The sequence below is a fragment of the Rhodanobacter hydrolyticus genome, assembly GCF_044904645.1.
The window spans coordinates 2,026,752-2,048,034 of sequence record NZ_JADIKK010000008.1 but is presented as its reverse complement, the minus strand read 5'-3'; the positions used below and the strand labels follow the sequence as shown (position 1 = coordinate 2,048,034).

23 protein-coding genes are annotated in these 21,283 nt (G+C 66.4%); 14 read left to right on the top strand and 9 right to left on the bottom strand.

All coding sequences use genetic code 11. The features are described 5' to 3' along the window. Window positions 1-11: 11 nt before the first annotated feature. Window positions 12-551: a fimbrial protein gene (locus ISP25_RS11855; protein ID WP_192155617.1), complete on the bottom strand. Its 540-nt coding sequence runs from the start codon at window positions 549-551 to the stop codon at window positions 12-14. A gap of 591 nt (window positions 552-1,142) precedes the next feature. Here ISP25_RS11855 and ISP25_RS11850 point away from each other — a divergent pair. From ISP25_RS11850 to ISP25_RS11820, 7 genes are read left to right on the top strand one after another with little or no spacing between them, the layout of a single operon-like run. Continuing rightward, window positions 1,143-1,799 (top strand): hypothetical protein, encoded by a 657-nt coding sequence (locus ISP25_RS11850; RefSeq protein WP_404614094.1) that lies wholly within the window; start codon window positions 1,143-1,145, stop codon window positions 1,797-1,799. Then, window positions 1,796-2,035, top strand: coding sequence for a hypothetical protein (locus tag ISP25_RS11845; RefSeq protein ID WP_404614092.1), 240 nt, complete (start codon window positions 1,796-1,798; stop codon window positions 2,033-2,035). Before ISP25_RS11850 ends, ISP25_RS11845 begins: the two co-directional genes overlap by 4 nt. Beyond that, a complete protein-coding gene (locus ISP25_RS11840) occupies window positions 2,032-2,232 on the top strand; it encodes a helix-turn-helix transcriptional regulator (protein ID WP_192155613.1) in 201 nt (66 codons plus the stop codon). Before ISP25_RS11845 ends, ISP25_RS11840 begins: the two co-directional genes overlap by 4 nt. Beyond that, the gene (locus ISP25_RS11835; RefSeq protein WP_404614090.1) at window positions 2,229-3,800 is read left to right on the top strand and encodes an alpha/beta hydrolase; all 1,572 of its coding nucleotides are present in this window, start codon (window positions 2,229-2,231) and stop codon (window positions 3,798-3,800) included. Before ISP25_RS11840 ends, ISP25_RS11835 begins: the two co-directional genes overlap by 4 nt. Then, window positions 3,797-3,973, top strand: coding sequence for a hypothetical protein (locus ISP25_RS11830; protein ID WP_192155609.1), 177 nt, complete (start codon window positions 3,797-3,799; stop codon window positions 3,971-3,973). Before ISP25_RS11835 ends, ISP25_RS11830 begins: the two co-directional genes overlap by 4 nt. Continuing rightward, complete coding sequence (locus ISP25_RS11825) at window positions 3,970-4,704, top strand: ATP-binding cassette domain-containing protein (RefSeq protein WP_192155607.1); 735 nt, start codon at window positions 3,970-3,972, stop codon at window positions 4,702-4,704. The genes ISP25_RS11830 and ISP25_RS11825 overlap by 4 nt, the downstream gene beginning before the upstream one ends. Continuing rightward, on the top strand, window positions 4,701-5,906 hold the full coding sequence (locus ISP25_RS11820; RefSeq protein WP_192155602.1) for an ABC transporter permease: 1,206 nt from the start codon (window positions 4,701-4,703) through the stop codon (window positions 5,904-5,906). The genes ISP25_RS11825 and ISP25_RS11820 overlap by 4 nt, the downstream gene beginning before the upstream one ends. An 81-nt stretch (window positions 5,907-5,987) precedes the next feature. Here ISP25_RS11820 and ISP25_RS11815 read toward each other — a convergent pair whose 3' ends face one another. Next, complete coding sequence (locus tag ISP25_RS11815) at window positions 5,988-6,863, bottom strand: alpha/beta fold hydrolase (RefSeq protein ID WP_404614088.1); 876 nt, start codon at window positions 6,861-6,863, stop codon at window positions 5,988-5,990. Then, the gene (hemH, locus tag ISP25_RS11810) at window positions 6,860-7,894 is read right to left on the bottom strand and encodes a ferrochelatase (RefSeq protein WP_404614086.1); all 1,035 of its coding nucleotides are present in this window, start codon (window positions 7,892-7,894) and stop codon (window positions 6,860-6,862) included. Before hemH ends, ISP25_RS11815 begins: the two co-directional genes overlap by 4 nt. A gap of 72 nt (window positions 7,895-7,966) precedes the next feature. Between hemH and ISP25_RS11805 the strand changes: the two genes are divergently transcribed. The 5 genes from ISP25_RS11805 to ISP25_RS11785 all read left to right on the top strand — a co-directional run bounded on the left by ISP25_RS11805 (window position 7,967) and on the right by ISP25_RS11785 (window position 11,266). Next, window positions 7,967-8,662: a lipid-binding SYLF domain-containing protein gene (locus tag ISP25_RS11805; protein ID WP_192155595.1), complete on the top strand. Its 696-nt coding sequence runs from the start codon at window positions 7,967-7,969 to the stop codon at window positions 8,660-8,662. Between the two features lie 69 nt (window positions 8,663-8,731). Continuing rightward, the gene (gene tatA, locus ISP25_RS11800) at window positions 8,732-8,980 is read left to right on the top strand and encodes a Sec-independent protein translocase subunit TatA (RefSeq protein WP_192155593.1); all 249 of its coding nucleotides are present in this window, start codon (window positions 8,732-8,734) and stop codon (window positions 8,978-8,980) included. A gap of 21 nt (window positions 8,981-9,001) precedes the next feature. Further along, on the top strand, window positions 9,002-9,415 hold the full coding sequence (gene tatB, locus ISP25_RS11795; RefSeq protein ID WP_404614084.1) for a Sec-independent protein translocase protein TatB: 414 nt from the start codon (window positions 9,002-9,004) through the stop codon (window positions 9,413-9,415). After that, the gene (gene tatC / locus ISP25_RS11790) at window positions 9,402-10,157 is read left to right on the top strand and encodes a twin-arginine translocase subunit TatC (RefSeq protein ID WP_404614082.1); all 756 of its coding nucleotides are present in this window, start codon (window positions 9,402-9,404) and stop codon (window positions 10,155-10,157) included. The genes tatB and tatC overlap by 14 nt, the downstream gene beginning before the upstream one ends. Next, entirely contained in the window at window positions 10,157-11,266 is a 1,110-nt protein-coding gene (locus ISP25_RS11785) for an alpha/beta hydrolase (RefSeq protein WP_192155587.1), read from the top strand. The genes tatC and ISP25_RS11785 overlap by 1 nt, the downstream gene beginning before the upstream one ends. A 55-nt stretch (window positions 11,267-11,321) precedes the next feature. Here ISP25_RS11785 and ISP25_RS11780 read toward each other — a convergent pair whose 3' ends face one another. The 3 genes from ISP25_RS11780 to ISP25_RS11770 all read right to left on the bottom strand — a co-directional run bounded on the left by ISP25_RS11780 (window position 11,322) and on the right by ISP25_RS11770 (window position 16,961). Beyond that, a complete protein-coding gene (locus ISP25_RS11780) occupies window positions 11,322-13,499 on the bottom strand; it encodes an LTA synthase family protein (RefSeq protein WP_404614080.1) in 2,178 nt (725 codons plus the stop codon). A gap of 74 nt (window positions 13,500-13,573) precedes the next feature. Further along, window positions 13,574-14,803 (bottom strand): multifunctional CCA addition/repair protein, encoded by a 1,230-nt coding sequence (locus ISP25_RS11775; protein ID WP_404614079.1) that lies wholly within the window; start codon window positions 14,801-14,803, stop codon window positions 13,574-13,576. A 91-nt stretch (window positions 14,804-14,894) separates the two neighbouring features. Continuing rightward, window positions 14,895-16,961 carry a transglycosylase SLT domain-containing protein gene (locus tag ISP25_RS11770; protein ID WP_404614077.1) on the bottom strand — a complete coding sequence of 689 codons (2,067 nt, stop codon included), beginning with the start codon at window positions 16,959-16,961 and terminating at the stop codon, window positions 14,895-14,897. A gap of 128 nt (window positions 16,962-17,089) precedes the next feature. Here ISP25_RS11770 and ISP25_RS11765 point away from each other — a divergent pair, with 128 nt between their 5' ends. After that, window positions 17,090-18,694: a glycoside hydrolase family 17 protein gene (locus ISP25_RS11765; protein ID WP_404614075.1), complete on the top strand. Its 1,605-nt coding sequence runs from the start codon at window positions 17,090-17,092 to the stop codon at window positions 18,692-18,694. A gap of 14 nt (window positions 18,695-18,708) precedes the next feature. After that, window positions 18,709-19,392 carry an SDR family NAD(P)-dependent oxidoreductase gene (locus ISP25_RS11760; protein ID WP_404614073.1) on the top strand — a complete coding sequence of 228 codons (684 nt, stop codon included), beginning with the start codon at window positions 18,709-18,711 and terminating at the stop codon, window positions 19,390-19,392. Here ISP25_RS11760 and ISP25_RS11755 read toward each other — a convergent pair. From ISP25_RS11755 to ISP25_RS11745, 3 genes are all read right to left on the bottom strand, one after another. Further along, complete coding sequence (locus tag ISP25_RS11755; RefSeq protein ID WP_404614071.1) at window positions 19,376-19,759, bottom strand: hypothetical protein; 384 nt, start codon at window positions 19,757-19,759, stop codon at window positions 19,376-19,378. The two genes, ISP25_RS11760 and ISP25_RS11755, sit on opposite strands and share 17 nt — an antisense overlap. Further along, window positions 19,756-20,535, bottom strand: a complete 780-nt coding sequence (locus ISP25_RS11750) for an endonuclease/exonuclease/phosphatase family protein (protein ID WP_192155570.1) — start codon at window positions 20,533-20,535, stop codon at window positions 19,756-19,758. The genes ISP25_RS11755 and ISP25_RS11750 overlap by 4 nt, the downstream gene beginning before the upstream one ends. Window positions 20,536-20,604: 69 nt before the next feature. Beyond that, complete coding sequence (locus tag ISP25_RS11745) at window positions 20,605-21,273, bottom strand: thiol:disulfide interchange protein DsbA/DsbL (RefSeq protein ID WP_404614069.1); 669 nt, start codon at window positions 21,271-21,273, stop codon at window positions 20,605-20,607. Window positions 21,274-21,283 lie beyond the last annotated feature (10 nt).

The window sequence follows — 21,283 nt, the reverse complement described above, 5'->3', positions numbered from 1 at the left end:
ACGCTGTGCCCTTACTGGTAGGTGAAGGTCATGCTGGCGCTGGTGCTGACCAGGCCGGCCGACGCTGCCGCCGTCGCAAAGTACTGGGCGGCCATGCTGGTGCTGCCGGAGCCGCTGGTCAGCGCGACAGTCGGAGCATTGGCGTTGGTGCCGACGTTGATGACGCTGCCGCTGGTGCCGCCGGCCAGCAACTGGACTTCGACGCTGCCAGCAGTGCCGTTGTTCTTGAGATTGCCGTCGGCAGCGTTGTTTGCGCCGCCCTGGAAGCTCAGCTTCGCCGAGGTGGCGTTGGCGTCGCAGTTGCTGAGGTTGAGGGTGAAGGCGGTGGCGCCCGCGACGGCATTGGCAGCAGCCAGGTTCGACGTCATGACGGGGGTCAGGGTCACGGTGGTGCCGGCGCCGCCGTTGACGGCGACCGTGCAGGTGTCCTGCAGGACCTTGCCGGTGATCTGGATGGTGCCGGTGTTGGTGGTGGCTGCCTGAGCTGCTGGCACGAAGGCCATGGCGCCAAGGGTGGCGGCGAGGGCAGCGGAAAGAAGCATCTTGTTCATAGGTTTCCTTGGACTTCTGGAGTGTGGGTGAAAAACGCAACAGCTCGATGGTGTCTCCACAGTGGATTTGTGGCGAAACCCTTTCAGCAGTCGTTGGTGCAAGCTGTCGACGGGATGGTCAGCAAAGAGCGGGCCAAAGTGTGATGGATTACTCACTTTACCTTCACAGCCTAAAGTTTTCCGGCTTGCTGCCGAGTCCCCCGCTCTTTCCGATAGGCAAGTCCCTATGCAGTTTGGCGACAAAAGTGACAAATTTTTGTATGTATGTCGTTTAACTTATTGAAATGTATGAATATAGTTGCCTGGGGTGCCGGTGCTGGCATAGAGGCTCCCTTGGCTGGCCGCGGCAAACTTTCCCAGCAAAAAGCCACGCTCGGAATCCGATCCAATGGCCGCCACCGAAGAGAGGCCGGTCGTCCTTCGAAGAGAGACCGGCCGTCCTTGTGCCATTGTGCGTCGGAAAATGACCTCGCGTCACTTGTTTGACGCGACGCTGTGCGTCGGAATGCGTGTAAAGCACGCTTGACAGATCGTGTGTGCCGGTTCTACGCTGCCGTGTAAAGGTCGCTTTACATGAGGGGCGGGGGATCCATGCGCAAGTCCAGTACCGGGAGCAAGTCGCCGATGCGGCGCTTCACGGAGAAGCAATACCAGCGTCGGGTGATGGTGGCGATGACCCTGTACGTCGGTTTCATGCTGCTGGCGTGGCCAGAGGTGAGAACCACCGGCAGCCTACCGCTGAAGCTGCTGCTGGCATTGGCACCGGTGGCGATGATGCTCTATGTGATAGCGCTGATGGCGCGGCGCATCCTGCATAGCGACGAACTGGAGCAGCGGACGCATCTGGTCGCACTCGGCGTGGCCACGGCGCTGGTGGGGGCGGCCAGCCTGATTGGCGGCTTCCTCGCCGCGGCGAAACTGGTGCAAGTGAATGGCATCGTGCTGATCTGGGTGTTTCCGCTGCAGTTGGCGGCTTATGGCCTCACGCGCTGGCTGGTGAACAGGCGCTATGGCAACGAAATGAGCTGCGCCGAGGGCGGCTTCACTTTCCGTCAGCGCCTGGCATTGATCCTCCTGCTGATGATGGCGGTGGCACTGGCGGTGTATTGGCGCCACGACGATTTCGACATCGGGATGCTGGTCGGCATGGGCTCGTCCCTGGCGCTGGTGCTGGCGTGGCAAGGCTATCGGTACTGGCGCAAGCGCCGTGCGTCTCCCGGCGGGGCGGACGAGGAGCAGGCGCGATGAATAGTCGTGGCTACTCCATCTCGACAGGAACGCGGGCGCGCACGCTTCGGCAGCGCATCGAACGGCAGGCGGTGGCCACCACCAGCGCGGTGATCGGGATGGCTATCTTCAGCCGCGGCTTCCTGCAGAACGCACGCGTATTGCCTGCACCACCTTGGGCAACGTTGTGGGTGCCGCTGCTGTTGATCGGTGCCTACGGCGTGATCCGCCGCCTGCTCTCACACCGTCACCCATGAACAACCAAGTGCGCGAACTGCGTGGCGAGCAGGGCTGGTCGCAGGCGGATCTCGCCGAGCGGCTGGAAGTGTCGCGGCAGACGGTCAACGCCATCGAAACCGGCAAGTACGACCCCAGCCTGCCGTTGGCTTTCAAGATAGCAAAGTTGTTTGGACGTCCGATCGAATCCATTTTCGAACCAGGAAGCGATACATGAGCATGAATCCCAAGAGGCGCATGGCCGTCGTCGTGGCCGTGGCCGCGGCGATCATCGCCGCCAACCACGCGCGGCGGCAGTCGCCGGAGCCTGAGGCTGCGGCGCAGGGCCAGGTTTCCGCACAAGCGCAAGTGGCAGTGAAGCCGGCGCCGCCGCGCACCTGGCAGCTCGGCAAGCTCACGTTGACCGCATGCAACCTCGGCCAGCCGAACAGCGGCCTGAGCGCGGCGGCTTGGTGCGGCTCGCTGGAGGTACCGGAGAATCGTTCCGAGCCGCAAGGCCGCAAGATCGCGTTGAAGCTGGCGGTGCTGCGCTCCAGCGCGCAGGTGGCCAAGCCCGACATGCTGGCCTTCCTTGCCGGCGGCCCGGGGCAGGCCGCCACCGATTACGCGGGCCAGATCGGCGCGATGCTGGATCCACTGCGCGCGCATCGGGACATCCTGCTTGTCGACCAGCGCGGCGTTGGCGGCTCCAACGCGCTTGATTGCAAGGCCGACGACAAGGCCGATGCGAACGACGACGGGGGCTTCGACCCGGACAAGCTGCGTGCTGCGGCGGCAGCCTGCCTGAAGCAGGTGCAGTCGCATGCCGATCCGCGCTACTACACCACCACCGACGCGGTGGAGGATCTGGAAGACGTGCGTCGCGCGCTGGCTGTGCCGCAGTTCGACCTGGTCGGCGTGTCCTACGGCACGCGTGTGGCGCAGCAATACACCATGCGCCATCCCGACGCGGTACGCAGCGTGGTTCTGGACAGCACGGTGCCCAACAGCGTGGTGCTGGGCGAGGACTTCGCACGCAACCTCGAGGATGCGCTGAAGGACCAGTTTGCGCGCTGCGAAAGCGATGCCGCATGCAAGCAGCGCTTTGGCAATCCGTACCAGACGCTGATCCAGTTGCGCGATGCGTTGCGTGCGAACCCTCATCCGGTCAGCTTCCGCGATCCGCAGAGCTACCAGACCGTGCAGCGCGTGCTGAGCGATGACTCGCTGGTCAGCGTCGTGCGCATGTTCGCGTACTCGCCGGTCACCGCTGCGTTGCTGCCGCTGTCCATCGATGCGGCTGCGCACGGCGACGTGGGTCCGCTGCTGGGGCAGGCCAAGCTGCTTACCGTGGACATGGCCGATCTCGCCGGCAACGGTATGTCGTACTCGATCATCTGCAGCGAGGATGCCGATCTGCTCACGGCGCGTCCGGAGGACGCCAACACCCTGCTCGGCACGCATATGGTCGACGGTTACAAGGCGATCTGCTCGGCGTGGCCGAAGGGTACGCGGCCGGCGGATTTCCATCGACCGCTCGTGACCGACAAGCCCGTGCTGCTGCTTACCGGCCAGTACGACCCGGTGACGCCGCCGCGCTATGCCGACGAGGTGGCGAAGTCGCTGGCGAATGCGCGCGTGCTGCTGTTCAAGGGCCAGGGCCACAGCGTGATGGCGGCCGGCTGCGGGCCGCAGCTGGTGCAGCACTTCGTCGAACAGCTCGATCCGAAAACGATGGATGCGAGCTGCCTCGACCGCCTGCAACCCACGCCGTTCTTCATCGATTTCAACGGAGCCACGCCATGAGAAAACGTTACGTACTGGCGAACGCCATGCTGTGGGCTGCGGCCATGCTCGCGGCTGCCGTGCTCAAGGCACCGAATTTCCTCACCGTCCTCTTGCTTCCGATGCTGGCCACGTTGTCGACGCTGGTGGCTCGTCGTCCGGAGTTCTGCCTCAACCGGAGTGACCTCTCGTGATCGAAGTCAGGAATCTGCACAAGGCTTTCGGCACGGTGAAGGCCGTGGACGGCGTCGGCTTCACCGCACGCGACGGCGAAATCACCGGCCTGCTCGGCCCCAACGGCGCCGGCAAGACCACCACGCTGCGCATGCTTTACACGCTGATGCAGCCCGATGACGGACAGGTGCTGGTGGACGGAATCGATGCCGCGGCCGATCCGCTGGCGGTACGCCGCGCGCTGGGTGTGCTGCCGGACGCACGCGGCCTGTACAAGCGGCTCACCGCACGCGAGAACATCGAATATTTCGCGCGCCTGCACGGCATCGACGAAGCCACGTTGCGCAAGCGCCACGACGCGCTGGTCGATGCGCTGGAGATGCGCGACATCCTCGACCGTCGCACGGAAGGCTTCTCGCAAGGCCAGCGCGTGAAGACCGCCATCGCCCGCGCGCTGATCCACGATCCGCGCAACGTGATCCTGGACGAGCCCACCAACGGCCTCGACGTGATGGCCACGCGCGGGCTGCGCCGTTTCATGCAGCAGTTGAAGGCGGAAGGCCGCTGCGTGCTGTTCTCCAGCCACATCATGCAGGAGGTGGCGGCCTTGTGCGATCGCATCGTGGTGATCGCGCACGGTCGCGTGGTGGCCGACGAAACGCCCGATGCGCTGCGCGCGCAAACCGGCGAAACCAATCTGGAGGATGCCTTCGTGAAGATCATCGGAACCGACGAGGGCCTTGCCGCATGAATGCCGTCGCCTCGAAAGCGCGCCGCGCCGGCGCCATGCTTACCGTATTCCTCAAGGAAGTGCGCGAGAACCTGCGCGACCGCCGCACCGTGCTGAGTGCCTTCATCACCGGGCCGCTGCTGGGGCCGGTGCTGTTCGTGATGCTCATCAACATGCAGGTCAGCATGCAGCTGGACAAGATCGACAAGCCACTGCATGTCCCGGTGATCGGTGCACAGTACGCGCCGCATCTGCTCGACGCACTGAGGGAGGGCGGCATCGTCTCCGATGCGGCGGTGGCCGATCCGGGCCAGGCCGTGCGCAAGCAGGACGCCGACGTGGTGCTGCGCATCGCCGCCGACTACGGCGCGGCCTGGCGCAAGGGCGAGCCGGTGCAGGTGGAGATGTTCTACGACTCCTCGCGGCAGGACACCAGCAGCGCGGTGGAGCGCGTGCAGAAGCTGGTGGAAGCCTACGCGCGCCAGCAGGGTGCGATGCGGCTGGTGGCGCGCGGCATGTCGCCGGGTACCGCATGGCCGGTGCTGGTGGCCAAGCGCGACCAGGCGACGCCGCAATCGCGCGCGGTGCTGCTGTTCGCGATGCTGCCGTACTTCTTCGTGATCGCGCTGTTCATAGGCGGCATGCCCCTCGCCATCGACCTCACCGCCGGCGAGCGCGAGCGGCAATCGCTGGAGCCGCTGTTCGCCAACCCGGTGGCGCGCTGGAAGATCCTGGCCGGCAAGCTCGCGGCGATCTGCGCGTTCTCCTGTGCCAGCCTCGCCATCACCCTGTTCGCGTTCGCGGTGGTGGGCCAGTTCATCCCCGCCGAAAAACTGGGCATGGAACTGGATCTCGGCTGGCACTTCGCCGGCACCGTGTTGCTGTTGATGCTGCCGCTGGTGCTGTTGCTGGCCTCGCTGCAGAGCCTGGTGGCCGCGTTCGCCAAGAGCTACCGCGAAGCGCAGACCTACGTCTCGCTGCTGATGATGGTTCCGGCGATCCCCAGTGCGCTGCTCGCCTTCCTGCCGATCAAGGCGCAATCGTGGATGTACGCAGTGCCGCTACTCGGCCAGAACCTCGGCATCATGCAGCAGTTGCGTGGCGACGGCATCGCGGCGGACCAGCTCATGCTGTGCCTCGCCGGCACGCTGGCCGCGGCGCTGGTGGCGATGGGCGTCACCGCGCAGATATACCGGTCGGAGCGATTGGCGATCTCGGGCTGATCCGGCCGTAGGAGCGCACTCTGTGCGCGATTGCCCCGGCGCCTGGTCGAAGCGAAAAGCCATCGCGCACAGGGTGCGCTCCTACAGAGCAGGTGCGGCGTGCGGGGCGGATGCGAGGTGGCGCAGTGCCCATTGCGCCACCGCCTGCGGATATTCGAGCTGCAGGTGGTGGCCGCCAGCCATCTGCGCGACTTCGATGCGTGGCACGCAAGCGGCGCGTGCCTGCATCGTTGCCGCGGGCAGGTAGGGTGCGGCGGGTTGCGCCAGCAGCAGAGCGGTAGGTGCCTCGATGCCGGCGAGCAGCGCATGGATCTGCGTTTCGGCCAAGCGGACCGCGGTGGGGCGTACGAGTCGCGGGTCGCTGCGCCATTGCCAGCCACTCCCGGCTTCGCGCAGTCCGCGCTGGATGATGGGGCGGGCAAGCTCCGCCGCCAGGCCGCTGGCGATGGCGCGCGCGCTGGCGGCCTGTTCGATGCTGCGGAACACGCGCAGCGCCTTGCCGTCCGCCGGCGGCGCCGCCAGCGCATCGCGGTAGCGTTGCAATGTGTGCGAACCGTCGTCGCCCAGCGGGCCCAGCCCTTCGATCAGGTGCAGACGCTCGATGCGCGCGGGTGCGGCCGCTGCCGCCAGCGAGGCGATGCCGGCGCCCAGCGAGTGGCCGAGCAGAGTGCAGCGTGGCAGTTCCAGTGCGTCGAGTGCGGCCAGCACGGCCCGCACATGATCGTGGTAGTGGTAACTGACGCCGGCAGGCAGATGATCCGAGTGACCGTGTCCGGGCAAGTCCAGCGCGATCACGCGATAGCTCGATGCCAGCAACGGCGCCAGGGCGGCGAAACTGCCGCCATTGTCCAGCCAGCCATGCAACGCGACCAGCGCCGGAGCCGACGCATCGCCCCACTCCAGCGCGGCGAGGGTGAGATGGGGCAGTGCGATGCGGCGTTCGCGCGGCGCAATCACGCCGGCCAGCCCTGCAGATGCCGTCGTGCCAATGCGGCAAGGCTGCGCACCTGTTCTGCATTGTCGTTGAGCGCAGGGATGTAGCGCAGGCTCTCGCCTCCGGCGGCAGCGAAGAAATCACGGTTCTGCATGGCAATTTCTTCCAGCGTCTCGAGGCAATCCACCGCAAAGCCCGGGCACGCCACGTCGAGTTTGCGCACGCCTTCGCCAGCGAGTCGGCGCACGGTGGCGTCGGTGTAGGGTTCCAGCCAGCGTTCGCGGCCCACGCGCGACTGGAAGCTCAACAGCAGCTGCGATTCGTCCAGCCGCAGCCGTTCGCGCAGCAGGCGCGTAGTCGTGCGGCATTGCTCGGCATAGGGGTCGCCCAGCTGCGCATAGCGTTCGGGGATGCCGTGGAAGGAGAGCAGCAGCCTGTCGCCACGGCCGTGTTGGACCCACCAGCTTTCGATGCTCGTGGCCAGCGCTTCGATGTGCCCCGGATCCGCGTGGTAGTCGTTGACCAGGCGCAATTCCGGCGGCCAGCGCAGTGCCTTCATCGCATCGCCCACCGCGTCGATCACCGAGCCGGTGGAGGTGGCGGAATATTGCGGATACAGCGGCAACACCAGCAGGTGACGCGCGCCTTCGCGTTGCAATTGTTCGATGGTGGAAGCCACCGACGGTTCGCCATAGCGCATCGCCAATGCCACGCGCACCCCCGGCCCCAGTTCGGCCTGCAGCGCCTTCGCCAAGGCTTCGCTGTGCCAGCGCAACGGGGAGCCTTGCGCATCCCAGATGCGCGCATAGGCGTGCGCGGAACGCCGCGGCCGCAGGCGCAGGATCACGCCGTGCAGGATCGGCCACCACTTCCAGCGCGGATAGTCGATCACGCGCGGGTCGGACAGGAATTCGGCGAGCCAGGGTCGCAGCGCCTTGGCCGTGGGCGCGGCGGGCGTGCCGAGGTTCACCAGCAGCACGGCAGTCTGAACGGATGCCGCAGCAGCGTGGGCGGAACGGCTGGCGGGGCCGGTATAGTGGTCGTGGCTAGTCATTCTGATGCTGGCGACAAAACTGCCGCGAGTCTGCCACAAGCGCCCCCTTCCCACCCCACGACGGAGCTGGTCATGTTCAAGAAGACATCTCTGTATCGCTTCATGCTGCCAGTCGCGGCCCTCCTGCTGCCGGCCATGGCCGTGCACGCCGACGACGACACGCCGCAGATGCGCGCGCAGGCCGCGGTACGCGTGTTGAACGAGATCGAGCAGGCACCGGACAAGTCCATTCCGAGCGACCTGCTCAGGGACGCGAAGGCGATCGCGGTCATTCCCGACGTGCTGAAGGTCGGCTTCGTGTTCGGCGGCCGCCGCGGCGAAGGGCTGGTTTCGGTGAAGAGCCCGGACGGCACCTGGTCCAACCCCAGCTTCATCTCCTTCGGAGGAGGCAGTGTCGGCTTCCAGATCGGCGTCTCTTCCACCGACGTGATCCTGGTGTTCCGCACCCAGCGCGGCGTGGATTCCATCGTCAACGGCAAATTCACCATCGGCGCCGACGCCAGTGCCGCGGCCGGTCCGGTGGGCCGCACCGCCTCGGCCGCCACCGACCAGCAACTGAAGGCGGAGATCTACTCCTATTCGCGCGCGCGCGGCCTGTTCGCCGGCGTGGCGCTGGACGGCTCGGTGCTGAAGATCGACCAGGACGCCAATGCGGCGGTGTACGGAGCCGGCATCACGCCGCGGCGTATCTTCGAGGGCGGCGTGAGCAATGTTTCGCCGGACGTGGTGAAGTTCCGCGACACGTTGGAAGAGTACACTTCACGCTGACCGCCTTGTGCGAAGATCGGCGGTTCGCGGGCGGAGCCGTTTCCGCCCCGAAGCGCCTCGAGGAACATCATGGGTTTTGACAGCATCTGGCATTGGCTCCTGCTCCTGGTCATCGTGCTGCTGATCTTCGGTACCAAGAAGATCGGCAACGTCGGCTCGGATCTCGGCAACGCCGTGCGCGGCTTCAAGAAGGCCATGCACGGTGACGAAGGCGAGAACGAGAAGGAAAAGACAAAGGAACAGTTGCGTGCCGATCCGCCGCCGTCGTCGGCGAGCACCAGCACGCAGGATCAGCGCGACTCGCACGAGTCGAAGTAAGCGCGGCCGGGTTTTGCGGCAATGATCGAGATCAGCTTCGGCAAGCTGGTACTGCTCGCGCTGGTCGCGTTGATCGTGCTTGGCCCCGAAAAGCTGCCCGGCGCGGCGCGCACGGCAGGCGCATTGCTGCGCCGCGTGCGCAACGGCTGGGACAGCGTGCGCGCCGAAGTGGAGCGCGAACTGGAAGTGGAAGAGATCAAGCGGGTTGCCCGCGAGGCTGCTGCGCGCGCCGAAGCCGCGCAGAGCGAGCTCAAGGAAAGCGTGCAACAGGTGCGCCAGCCGATGGAGGAAGCGGCGGAGACGCTGAAGTCCGCGGCCGCGCCCGTGTCGTTGCCGACCACCGAGGAAATGCCTCCCCAGGCGCAGGCGTCGTTGCCGTTGGGCGACCCACCGGCTGCCGTGGAAGCGAAGGAGCCGGCGCATGGCGGCCACTGAGCCCGACAACCTCGGCGACGACCTGCAGCAGGGTCTGTTCTCGCACCTGATCGAGCTGCGTTCGCGCCTGCTCAAGGCCATCGCCGCCGTGCTGCTGGTGCTGGTGGCGCTGGTGCCGTTCGCCAACCGCCTGTATTCGGAGCTGGCCGCGCCGCTGGTGGCACGCCTGCCGCAGGGTGCGCACCTGATCGCCACCGAAGTGGCCAGCCCCTTCATCACGCCGCTGAAGCTGGCTTTCTACGCTGCGCTGTTCATCAGCATGCCGGTGATCCTCTACCAGTTGTGGGCCTTCGTCAGTCCCGGCTTGTACAAGCACGAGAAGCGCCTGGCACGGCCGCTGCTGGTCGCCACCCTGGTGTTGTTCTACTGCGGCTGCGCATTTGCGTATTTTCTGGTGCTGCCGGCGGCATTCCGTTTCCTTACCGCGGTAACTCCCGCTGGCGTGGAGATGATGACCGACATCACGCATTACCTCGACTTCGTGATGCTGATGTTCTTCGCCTTCGGCCTGTGCTTCGAGGTGCCGGTGGCGGTGGTGATTCTCGCCGCGGTGGGCCTCGTGGACATCGCCAAGCTGCGCAACGCTCGGCGCTACGCCATCGTGGGCGCGTTCGCGGTGGCCGCGCTGATCACGCCGCCGGACATCACCTCGATGATCATGCTGGCGATACCGATGTGCCTGCTCTACGAGCTAGGCATCCTGGCGGTGCGCTGGCTGCTGCCGAAGAAGGCGGCGGATTGATGCACGATACGTCTCGTGCGCGAATTCTTCTGGCCACGTGGACCGTTTCGATTGCGCTGTGGGCCGGGTCGTCCGATGCCGCAACTACCGTGCCTCGGACCGCAGTCACGGACGTGCCGGCGTCAGCCTATGAGCATGCACAGACCCTGATCCCGCTGCCCGACGGTCGTCGCCTGAATTTGTTTTGCATGGGCGCGGGAACACCTGTGGTCATCCTCGAAGCCGGCCTGGGGGATGACGACCTGAGTTTTCGGCGCGTGCAAGGACGTCTGGCTGACGTCACGCGCGTCTGCAGCTACGACCGTGCGGGCATGGGCTTCAGCGACCCTTCTGTGGGTCCCAGTACCGCTTTCCATGTGGCGAATGACCTGCATGCGCTGATCAGGCAGGCTTCGATACCTTTGCCAGTCGTCCTGGTGGGGCATTCCAACGGTGGCCTGTATGCCGCTCTTTACGCCGCAGACTTCCCGCGGGAAGTCGCGGGCCTGGTGTTGATCGACCCGGACAGTTTCGGCCTGGATGAAGCGGCCAGAAAAGTCCTCGACCAGCCGTGGCTGGATCAGTGGCGCGCCGGTACCCGGAACGAGATCGGGCAGGCACGTACTTGCGTGGCCCTGGCGCAGAGGGGTGCCTTGAACAAGACGCCAGCGCGTTACCCGGACTGCATGGACAATCCGCCGAACGCCGATCCGGCGCTTCATCGACTGCTCGACGCGCAGTTGGCTCGTCCTTCCGAGCAGGAAGCGATATCGACCGAGACACAGGACACCGATCCGCCACCCGACAGGGATTTGTCGGATGCCGAACTGGCCTTCCAGCGCCTTCACTTCGATTTCGGCGACAAGCCGATCATCGTGCTGAGCGGCACGAATGAGCTTGGCGGGCTACCCCCCTCGCAACGGGCCAAAGTCACGAAGGCGATGCTGGCCAACGAGGCCGCCATGGCCGCGTACTCCACGCAAGGCCGGCAGATCCTTGTCGACAGCAAGTCGGAGTACCTGCAGACGTATGCTCCCGACGTGGTCGTGCGTGCGGTAACGGACGTTGTCCGGAAAGTCCGGGTGCGTATGGCAGCGCCTCAAGCCGGACTCGAAGTGCACAAGAATTAGCGACGCACTCACACCCGGTTGCGGGTGTGAGTTGAGCGCGAGTGCGCGGTGATCGCTATTGAACGCTCGTGACCGGTGCCGGCGCAGCAATCGTGGCCGCCGCTGCCGGCAGCGGCTCGACCTTCGCATTGTCGTCCGCGCGCAGCTTCAATCCGCCATCCTTGAAGAGATCACTGGCCACCTGGTAGTAGGCGATCGCAGAATTCACCAGATCCTGCTTCACCGGCACCACGGGCGTGGCATCGCCGGTGGCGAAATTCGGCTTCAGCTGCTCGAGGCGCTTGCGCGGTTCGAGGATGGTGAGCGTGTCGCCGTGCACGTAGCCCAGCTTCTCATAGGTGCCGGGCAGCGCGTGGCCCTGGTCCGGCGTGATTTTGAAGACGTCCTGGCCGAAGAAGCGCGAGCGATAGCTGAAGTCGAGCAGGCCGAGCAGGGTGGGCGGGATGTCGAGCTGGCCCAGCAGGGTTTCCACGCGCTGCGGCTTGAACTGCTGCGGCGCGTAGATCCACAACGGGATGTGGTAGTGGTTGATCGGGATGCTGGTCTTGCCTGCGCTGGAAGCGCAGTGGTCGGCGGTGATCACGAACACCGTGTCGGCGAAATAAGGCTTTGCCTGCGCACGCTTGATGAAGTCCTCGATCGACCAATCGGTGTAAGCCACCGACCCGGGTCGCGACGGCGCCTGCCACTTCACGCGGCCCGCCGGGTAGGTGTACGGGCGGTGGTTGGAAGTGGTCATGATGTGCAGGAAAAACGGCTTCCCGGCGGCATGCGCCTCGTCCATCTGCTTGAGGGCCAGTGTGTAGAGATCCTCGTCGGCCACGCCCCACACGTTCTGGCTGTGGATCGGCGTGCCCGGCGCGATGGCGCCGCGGTCCACCGTCTTGTAGCCGTTGTGGCTGAAGAAGTAGTTCATGTTGTCGAAGTAGCCGTAGCCGCCGTACACGAACTCCGACTCGTAGCCGCGATCGTTGAAGATGTCGGCCAGCGAGAACAGATCTTCGTTGCCGTGCTCGCGTATCAGCGAGTCGCCCGGCGTGGGCGGCACCGACAGCGACAACGCCTCCAGCCCGCGCACCGTGCGTGTGCCGTTGGCGTAGAGGTTGTCGAAGAAGATGCTTTTGTCCACCAGCGAGTCGAGGAAGGGCGTCAGGCCCTGCTTGTTGCCGAAGGTACCGAGGTAGTCGCCGGACAGGCTTTCCACGCTGATCAGCACCACGTTGAGATGCTTCTCCGGTCCTGCCGCGCGGATCGCGCGGGTGAGGTCGCGCGGGTCGTTGCTGGTGAAAGTGGCATTCGGCGCCTTGAGCTGTTCGCGCAGCAGCTTGAACGCCTCGTCGTCGGGCAGCGACTGGTAGAACTTCTTGTATTCGAGATGGCTGCTGCGGAAGGCGGCGAAGAACTGGTAGATGCCGTTGCCGGCCAGTTCGTTGACGTAGTTGTTGGTGGTGCGGTCCTTCATCTCACCGTTCACCCCGGCCACCGAGATCACGGTGAGCAGCAGCCACACCAGCGGCACGCGGGCACGCTGCCACAGCGTGCTGCCGTCGTCGCGCGCGCGCAGACCGCGCCGGCTCAGCACGAAGGCCACCAGTGCCACCACCACCAGCAGCGCCAGCCAGGTGCCGATCGGGTAGGACTCGCGGATGTTGCCGATCACCTCGGTGGTGTAGACGAGATAGTCCACCGCGATGAAGTTGAAGCGCGAGCTGAATTCGTTCCAGAACACCAGCTCCGACGCTGCCACGAACAGCAGGCCGTACAACAGCACCAGTCCGAGGACATACAGCCCCCACTGGCCGCTGGCGCGGTTGTACGCCAACGCCGGCATCGGCAGGAAGAACAGGAACACCGCGAGGATCGGCCACGACTCGTGCACGTGCACATGCCACAGCAGGAAGCACACGCCCAGCGTGGCCGCGTACAGCACTGCCATGCCGACGAGATAAGCCAGCCAGCGGCTTGCACCAGCGACGGGCGCGCGCCGCGTCGGCACCAGCCACAGGAACAGGACCATCGGCCATGCCAGGTACACGAAGGTGATCAGGTCGTAGCCCAGGCCCACGCCGAACGCATACAGCCAGTTCACCGGGTTCGGTGACACGTTGCCGCCCGACATCACCAGCAACGCGACACGAGTGACAAAGCAGATCACGAGGAAGGCGACGCCCAGCCACCACAGGGGGCGGAAACGCTGGCGCAGCGGAGACGGGGAAAACAGGGCGCGCGGCACGGTCAGCTCCAGACGGCAGGGAAACGGAGGAACGGCACGGGCTGGCGTCCCGAAGGCGTTATACCCGCATCGGCTTAGATGTTACATAGTTTCATTTTGGCGATCGCCGCGACGCGCGCCTGTTCCATCGCCACACCTATCGCCGGGCCAGCCAGTCCTTGCGCCACGAACGGCGCCGCGGTCACCGCTGCTGCGGCCTCGCGGGCTTGCCGCAGATACGTGGCCTGCGGGTAATCGTCATGCTCGTGACCCAGGCGGCCACGCTTGTCGGCGAGGCAGGCGGCGAGGAAGGTTTCCAGTCGCTCGGGCCGGCGCAGCGCATCCAGCACGGCGAGTAGCTTCAGCACTGTGGCCGGCTTCAATTCCAGCGCGCGATGCGCATTGAGGTGTTCGCGGCACACCAGTTCGGCCAGGGTGGCATGTTCGGCGGGCACCTTCAGTCGCGCCGTCAGCGTGCGTAGCGGTGCCACGCCGCGCTGCTCGTGCATCACGTGGCGCGGCAGTTCGTCGGCCGGCGTCAGCGCCTTGCCGAGATCGTGGGTGAGTGCGCAGAAACCCACCAGGTCGTCGCCCGGAGCAATCGCCGCCGCCGCATCCAGCACCATTTCCACATGAACGCCGGTGTCGATCTCGGGATGGAACTCGGCGCGTTGCGGTACGCCGTACAAAGCATCGACTTCGGGAAACAGTATGCGCAGCGCTCCCGCTTCGCGCAGCACGCGCAGGAAGGCGGAAGGCTGCGGCTCGGTCAGCGCCTTGCGCGTCTCCGCCCACACCCGTTCGGGAACCAGGTGATCCACCTCGCCCTCGGCCACCATGTGCCGCAGCAGCGCCATCGTCTCGTCCGCCACGCGGAAACCCAGCGGCGCGAAGCGTGCGGCAAAGCGCGCCACGCGCAGCAGGCGCACGGGGTCTTCCGCGAAGGCCGGCGAGACATGGCGCAGCAGGCGCGCCTCGATGTCGCGCGCGCCGCCGTAAGGGTCGGTCAGCGTGCCGTCTTCGTCCTGCGCGATGGCATTGATGGTGAGGTCGCGCCGCGCCAGATCCTGTTCCAGCGTCACCGACGGATCGGCCTGGAACAGGAAGCCGTGGTAGCCGTGCCCGCTCTTGCGCTCGGTGCGCGCCAGCGCGTATTCCTCGCCGGTCTGCGGGTGCAGGAATACGGGAAAGTCTTTGCCCACCGGTCGATAACCCAGAGCCAGCAGATCGTCCGGGCGCGCATCCGTCACCACGTAATCGCGGTCGCCCTCCGGCCTTCCCAGCAACTTGTCGCGGACCGCGCCGCCGACGAGATAGATGCGCATGGAAGGGATTGTGGCATGGTGGAGCGGGTAGGCTTCTCCCTGGACACCGCGCCCGCGCTCGTGGCGGCCGTACAGCCTGCCTAGTGCATGCTCATTGACTCGTCCGGGTGACTACGGACGCGGCTGTGGCAGGCGCTGTTGCCGAACTTGCGGGCGCTATTGGCGTCGCTGTCACCGCGCAATCCACCGCTTTGCGCGGCGTCATGCTGTTCGGCAGCGCATAGAGCTGGCCGATCGGGGTGAGTCGGGTGGCGATCGATAGGGCGTTGCCATGCAGGCGCCAGTCGTACATCAGGCTGTAGTCCATCACGCGGGCCACGTATTCGCGGGTTTCCTTGAACGGCATGGTGGCGATGAACAGATCGGGTGCCAGCGAACCTCGCGCCGAAAGCCATTGGTTCAGTCGGCTGGGGCCGGCATTGTAGGCGGCGCTGGCGAGCCAGGGCGCGCCGTTGTAGCGCTCCGCAAGTTGCGAAAGGTAGCGCGTGCCTAGGGCGACATTGGTCGCCGGGTCGTACAGGCTGTCGCCGCCGGTCCACGCCATGCCGTTGCTGCGGGCGACTGCCGCTGCCGAGCTGGGGACCAGCTGCATCAGGCCACGCGCATCGGCCCCCGAGCGTGCGTCGCTCATCCACGCGCTTTCGGAGCGCAGGATGCCGTAAGCCCAGGCGGGATCGATGCCGGATTGCTTGGCCTGTTCCACCACGCCGATCTGGCTGTCCAGCGGCAGGCGCAGCGTGTAGTAATGCATCGCCTCGCCATGATTGAGCGTGAACGCGGCGCGGTCGTACCAGCCGCGGGCATCGGCGAGTTCCACGGCCAGCACCTGCGTGCGTTCGTCGCTGCCGTCGAGTGCGCGCGCCCACTCGCGCCGCGCCAGCTTCTGCAAGCCCACCGCGAACAATTCGAAGGCACGCTGCAGGCCAGGCTGCTCCAGCAGCGCCTGTTCCTGTTGCGGATCGTCGATCGGCGCCTGCGGGCAGATCGCATAGGGCTGGTTGGCCTGGTCGGCGGCGAGGTATCCGAAGAACGTGGTCTGTTTCGCAAGGTCGGCGTAGATGGCCTGCGCCTGCTCGGCATGGCCGGTGGCGGCCAGGGCGCGTGCGCGGAACCAGCGCCATTCGTCGCCCTGCTGTTGATCCGTCGGCATGGCCGCGATGCCTGCCAGCACGCCGGGCCAGTCCTGGGCGGCCAGCGCCACGCGCACGCGCCATTCGCGGGTGGTGGCGGTTTGCGCGGAGGCGGGCAGGGCGAGCAGCTGTTGCAGCGCGTCGGGGTCGTAGTCGCTGGCGTGGAAGATCGCCAGCGTGCGCCGGATCGCATCGCGCTGGCTGGCGCTGAAGCTGAGGTGCGTCTGCAGTTGCTGCCACGCAGCGTCGGCGTTGTCGGTATCGCGCCGCGCCATGCTTTGCAGCGCCAGCGATGCCGCCAGGCGCGCATGCGCGGTGTCGGGCCAGTTCGCCGCGGCGGCCACGGCAGACTGCGGATCGCGCAGCGCCTGCGCCAGCCATTGCGCTTCCTGGTTCTGCGGCGCAGGCAGCCAGGCGGCCAGTACGGAAATGGTGCCGCCCTTGCCGGCATCGGCGGCGCGCTCGATGCGCGACCACAGGCGCGGCGTGGTCAGCAGGCCTTGTTCCTGCGCGGCCTGCAGCACGGGAGTGCAGGCACCGGGCAGCTCGGGCTTGGCCCACAGCACGGCGAGATCGCGGTCGAAATCCAGCGCGGCGCCGTTGGCCAGGCGCGCCTGCAGGGCATCGCAGGCGAGCGTGTCGTTCGTGCCGGGCTGATACAACGCGAGGAAGCCGTTCCAGTCCTGGCGGCGCGCGAGTTCCAGCAGGAAGTCGCGGCGCAGGTCTTGCGCGGGAATCAGGTCGGGGTACTGCGCCAGATAGGCCTGCACCGTGGGCAGGTCGATCTGCTGGATGTCGTGCTCCAGCGCGGCAGCGGGCAGGTAGGGGTAGAGCGGGTAGCTGCGCAGTTGCGCGTCCCACGCGTGCCAGCCGTCGCCGCCTTGCTGGGCCGCTGCCCAGGCTTGCCTGAAGGCGGCGCGCTGGGTGTCGATGGAAGTGGCGGCGCGTGCACCCAAGCTGACGAGCAGGCTGCAGCACGCAATCAGTACGGTGAGGGAATGGCGCCGGGGCGCGGCCTTCGCGAACATGAAAACTCCTCGGTGATCCCTGTGCGGATTGTAGTGGATGCAGCCGGAAACACCGCCTCGCGCATGGGCCGAGGTTCCGCGCATGCCTGATAAGCTGACGCATCCGCTTCCGCCCTTTGCAGGCTCGCATGTCGTTCCCACCCTCGTCCCGCGGCCGTCGCCTTGTTGCCTGGTCGGTGCTGGCACTGCTCGCGCTCGCAGGCGCGGCCCGGTGGTGGCTGCTCGGCCGCCCGGTCGCTTTGCCGGATGCGCCGTCCGCGCGCATCGCCTGCGTGTCCTATCAGCCGTTCCGGCTCGAAGGCGAGACGCCCTACGACGTGAATGCCTTCATCCCTCCCGAGCGCATCGATGCCGACCTGAGTGCGTTGTCGCAGCGCTTCGACTGCGTGCGCACGTATTCGCAGGGGCAGGGCCTTTCCGCCGTGCCGGAGATCGCCGCGCGCCATCACATGCAGGTGCTGATGGGCATCTGGCTGGGAAGCGATGCCAGGGCGAACGCCAGGCAGATCGAGTTGGGCGTCGCCACCGCACGCAAGTATCCGCAGGTGTTGCGCGCGGTGATCGTGGGCAACGAGGTGCTGTTGCGCGGCGACCTGTCCGAAGCGGTATTGGCCGGCTACATCCGTGAAGTGCGCGCGGCTCTGCCTGCGTCGATCCCGGTGAGCTACGCCGATGTATGGGAGTTCTGGTTGCGCCACCCGCAGCTCGCCAGCACGGTGGACTACATCACCATCCACATCCTGCCTTATTGGGAGGACCAGCCGGTGCCGCCCGAGCGTGCGATCCAGCATGTGGCGGACGTGTACGCGAAAGTACGGCAAGCGTTTCCCGGCAAGCGCGTGATGATCGGCGAAACCGGCTGGCCGAGCGAAGGCCGGCAGCGCCGTGGCGCAGCCGCCAGCGTGGTGAACGAGGCGCGCTACCTGCGCGAATTCCTTGCTTACGCCGGCAAGGTCGATCTGCCGTACAACGTGATCGAAGCATTCGATCTGCCGTGGAAGCGCGCGCAGGAAGGCACGGTGGGTGGCTACTGGGGCATCTTCGATACGCATGCGCGGCCCAAGTTCGCGATGCAGGGGCCGGTGGTCGAAGTCCAACAGTGGTGGCTTGGGTGGCTGGGCGGCGCGGTGTGTGCGCTGTTGTTCGTGCTGGCGGGTTTGCGCCGCCGGCGCTGGCAGCGGCGGCGTGGCTGGCTCGCGCTCGGAGTGGCCGGTTTTGCCAGCGGCACCGCGATGGCGTGGCAGATCCGCCAGATGATTTACGCATGCCGCGGTGCGTGGGAATGGTCGGTCTCCGTCGCCGCATGCCTGGTCGCGTTGTTCACCGCGTTGCGGCTGGCGAGCTGGCTGGCGGGACGGCTGGCTAGCGCGCCGTTCAAGCCGGCGCCGGCAGGCCGGTTGCGCAACGCCTGGTTGTTCGTGCTGGCGCTGTACGGTCTGCTGCTGGTGTTCGATGGCCGCTACCGCGATTTTCCGTTGGGCGTGTTCGCCCTGCCCTGCGTGGGTTATGCGCTGACCGCATGGCTGGACGAGCGCAGGCGCATGCCCTCGCGCGAAGCGCTGTTTCTCGCCGCGTGGCTGCCCGTGCTGGGCGGCGCGGTGGTGGCGCTGGAGCTGGGCGAAAACCCGGTGACCTGGCTCTGGTTGCTGTTCAATGTCTCGATCGCCGCGTCGGTGTTCGCCGCATGGCGACGCGCGCGGGCCGTGCCGGTTATGCTCGGCGACTCCCCTTGAATGGAAGGATGGACATGCGCCTCGACAAGCAACGCATCGTGGTGACCGGTGCCTTCGGCACGCTGGGGGCGGCGATGGTGCGCGCCGCGCTGGACGCGGGCGCGCAGGTAGCGGCGATCGACCGCGCGCCGGTGCCGGCGAACCTGGGTGCGGCGCATGGTTTCGGCGGAGTGGATCTTTCCGGCACCACCGAGGCGAAACGTGCCGTCGATGCCGCCGCCGAGGCGCTGGGTGGTATCGATGCGCTGGTGAACATCGCCGGCACCTTCCGCTGGGAGACGCTGGCCGACGGCGACCCCGACACCTGGGACCTGCTCTACCGGGTCAACCTGCGCACTGCGGTGGCGGCGAGCAAGGCCGCACTGGCGCACCTGCCCGACGGGCATGGACGCATCGTCAACATCGGCGCGAATTCCGCGCTGAAGGCCGGTGCCGGCGTGGGTGCCTATACCGCGTCCAAGGCCGGCGTGATGCGCCTCACCGAATCGCTGGCCGAGGAACTCAAGCCGCGCGGCATCACTGTCAACGCGCTGTTGCCCAGCATCATCGACACCCCGCCGAACCGTGCCGACATGCCCGACGCGGATTTCGAGCGCTGGGTGAAGCCCGAGCAGCTCGCGGGCGTGATCGTGTTCCTGCTGTCCGGCGCGGCCAGCGCGATTACCGGCGCGCTGATTCCGGTCACCGGGCGGGTATAGCCGTCGCTTGCCTGTTGCTTGCGCCCTGCAGATGCACGAGGCGCAGGCAGCCGACCAGCAGCGCCATTGCGCCTGGCTCGTAGTTGTAGAGCTGCAGCGCGAATGCGCCCAGCATCGCGGCCAGGCATGCCCATCCGGACGAGCGGCGCAGCAGTGCCAGGGCGGCGAGGACGACGGCCGCGATGCCGTACACGTCGTGCAGGAAACCAACCACCAGTCCCTGTCGCAGCGCGCACCACGCGGGCGCCTGCGCCGCCGTGCAGAGCTCCGCGAATGCCGGCTGTTCGATCAGGCCATAGCGCAGCCATGCCGCACCCAAGCCGGCCAGTGCGATCAGCAGCCAGGGAAGCAGTTTGCGTATCTTCATCCGTGTTCTCCGGTATGCGCGGGCAGGTGGATTTCCGCTGCCAGTGCGAGATGATCCGAAAACGCCTGCGGCAGCGTCCACACCTTCTCCAGCACCACCGTGGGCGAGGCAAGGATGTGATCCAGCGCCCGCTTCGGCCTCCAGCTCGGGAAGGTGGGCGTGGCCTGTGCGGGCGGCTGCAGCCGCGAGCGTGCGAACAACCGGCGCATCTCGGGGCTTTCGACATCGGTGTTGAGGTCGCCCATCAGCACGGCGTGCGGCTGGTCTTCCAGTATCTCGGTGATGAAGCCCAGTTGCCGCGCGCGCGAAGCGGCACCCAGCGAGAGGTGGGCGATGACCACGGCCAGCGTGTGCTTGCCGGTGCCGAAGCGCGCCAGCAAGGCGCCACGGCCGCGGCCGGGCAACGGATAGTCCAGCACCATGCTGGGTTCGATGCGGCTGATCAGGCCGTTCGCGGTGTGCGACAACCCGGCCACGGGGCGGTTCGGCTGGTGGCTCCAGTAAGGCATGCCGGCGGCTTCGGCGAGGTAGCGCGTCTGATTGAGGAAGCCGGAACGCAGGCTGCCGGCGTCCGCTTCCTGCAAGCCGACCACGTCGAACTGCGGCAGCAGGGCGGCGAGGCTGTCGAGGTTGGCGATCTTGGCGCGTCCCGGCAGCACGGCGTTGAGGCTGCGGGTGACGTATTCGCTATAACGCTGCACGCTGGCGCCGGCGAGGATGTTGCAGCTCAGCAGGCGCAGGCGGCGTTCTTTGGGGGCTGGCGTGGCACGTTCCATGGGGCTGTGTACGGTACACGCACAAGGTCGCCGCGGACGTGAATCTCCGCGGCGGCCTCGATCAGGGCGTCACTTGCCGCCCTTGTTCACTTCGTCCAGTTCGCGCTTGGCCAGCCATTGGGTGATGGCGGAAAGTTCGTCCAGGGTCTTCACGTTGGTGACGCGGTACTTGCCGTCGATCACGATGCTCGGTGTGCCGTCGACGCCCCAGGTGCGAATCAGTGCCAGGTCGGCTTTCAGCTTGGTGGTGGCCGCATCGGAGGTGGCGAGGCTCATGAAGGTATCGCGGTTCACCCCATGGCGCGCGTAGAAATCGGCAAGCTCGTCCAGCGAGTTCATCGGGTAGTGCTGGACGAATTTTTCCTGGAACAGCTGCAGGTGGGTGCTGTCCACCACACCCAGCTTGTCTGCCGCGTAGTAGGCGCGTGCGTACGGCAACCACTCGTCGCTGAAGGGGGCCGGCACGAGTTCGAACTTCACGCCTGCGGGCAGCGATTTCTTCAGCTTGTCGGCGATGGGCGAAAACTCGGCGCAATGAATGCAGCCGTACGAAAAAACCTCGGCCACCTCCACCTTGCCCACGTTGCTGTAACGCTGGTGCGGGCCAGGCAAGGTGACGTACTGGTCGCCTTCGGTGTAGGGCGCAGACGCGTCGGTGCTGGATTGCGCGGTGCAGGCGGTGGCCAGCAACAGGCCGGCGAACAGGCTCAGGGTGCGCAGTCGGGCGAGATGTTTCATCAAGGGGTGC

What these genes read in the sequence shown, in the direction of transcription:
- ISP25_RS11855 (WP_192155617.1), bottom strand. Translation starts at nt 551, where the DNA reads ATGAACAAGATGCTTCTTTCCGCTGCCCTCGCCGCCACCCTTGGCGCC.
- ISP25_RS11850 (WP_404614094.1), top strand. Translation starts at nt 1,143, where the DNA reads ATGCGCAAGTCCAGTACCGGGAGCAAGTCGCCGATGCGGCGCTTCACG.
- ISP25_RS11845 (WP_404614092.1), top strand. Translation starts at nt 1,796, where the DNA reads ATGAATAGTCGTGGCTACTCCATCTCGACAGGAACGCGGGCGCGCACG.
- ISP25_RS11840 (WP_192155613.1), top strand. Translation starts at nt 2,032, where the DNA reads ATGAACAACCAAGTGCGCGAACTGCGTGGCGAGCAGGGCTGGTCGCAG.
- ISP25_RS11835 (WP_404614090.1), top strand. Translation starts at nt 2,229, where the DNA reads ATGAGCATGAATCCCAAGAGGCGCATGGCCGTCGTCGTGGCCGTGGCC.
- ISP25_RS11830 (WP_192155609.1), top strand. Translation starts at nt 3,797, where the DNA reads ATGAGAAAACGTTACGTACTGGCGAACGCCATGCTGTGGGCTGCGGCC.
- ISP25_RS11820 (WP_192155602.1), top strand. Translation starts at nt 4,701, where the DNA reads ATGAATGCCGTCGCCTCGAAAGCGCGCCGCGCCGGCGCCATGCTTACC.
- hemH (WP_404614086.1), bottom strand. Translation starts at nt 7,894, where the DNA reads ATGACTAGCCACGACCACTATACCGGCCCCGCCAGCCGTTCCGCCCAC.
- ISP25_RS11805 (WP_192155595.1), top strand. Translation starts at nt 7,967, where the DNA reads ATGTTCAAGAAGACATCTCTGTATCGCTTCATGCTGCCAGTCGCGGCC.
- tatA (WP_192155593.1), top strand. Translation starts at nt 8,732, where the DNA reads ATGGGTTTTGACAGCATCTGGCATTGGCTCCTGCTCCTGGTCATCGTG.
- tatB (WP_404614084.1), top strand. Translation starts at nt 9,002, where the DNA reads ATGATCGAGATCAGCTTCGGCAAGCTGGTACTGCTCGCGCTGGTCGCG.
- tatC (WP_404614082.1), top strand. Translation starts at nt 9,402, where the DNA reads ATGGCGGCCACTGAGCCCGACAACCTCGGCGACGACCTGCAGCAGGGT.
- ISP25_RS11785 (WP_192155587.1), top strand. Translation starts at nt 10,157, where the DNA reads ATGCACGATACGTCTCGTGCGCGAATTCTTCTGGCCACGTGGACCGTT.
- ISP25_RS11775 (WP_404614079.1), bottom strand. Translation starts at nt 14,803, where the DNA reads ATGCGCATCTATCTCGTCGGCGGCGCGGTCCGCGACAAGTTGCTGGGA.
- ISP25_RS11770 (WP_404614077.1), bottom strand. Translation starts at nt 16,961, where the DNA reads ATGTTCGCGAAGGCCGCGCCCCGGCGCCATTCCCTCACCGTACTGATT.
- ISP25_RS11765 (WP_404614075.1), top strand. Translation starts at nt 17,090, where the DNA reads ATGTCGTTCCCACCCTCGTCCCGCGGCCGTCGCCTTGTTGCCTGGTCG.
- ISP25_RS11760 (WP_404614073.1), top strand. Translation starts at nt 18,709, where the DNA reads ATGCGCCTCGACAAGCAACGCATCGTGGTGACCGGTGCCTTCGGCACG.
- ISP25_RS11755 (WP_404614071.1), bottom strand. Translation starts at nt 19,759, where the DNA reads ATGAAGATACGCAAACTGCTTCCCTGGCTGCTGATCGCACTGGCCGGC.
- ISP25_RS11750 (WP_192155570.1), bottom strand. Translation starts at nt 20,535, where the DNA reads ATGGAACGTGCCACGCCAGCCCCCAAAGAACGCCGCCTGCGCCTGCTG.
- ISP25_RS11745 (WP_404614069.1), bottom strand. Translation starts at nt 21,273, where the DNA reads ATGAAACATCTCGCCCGACTGCGCACCCTGAGCCTGTTCGCCGGCCTG.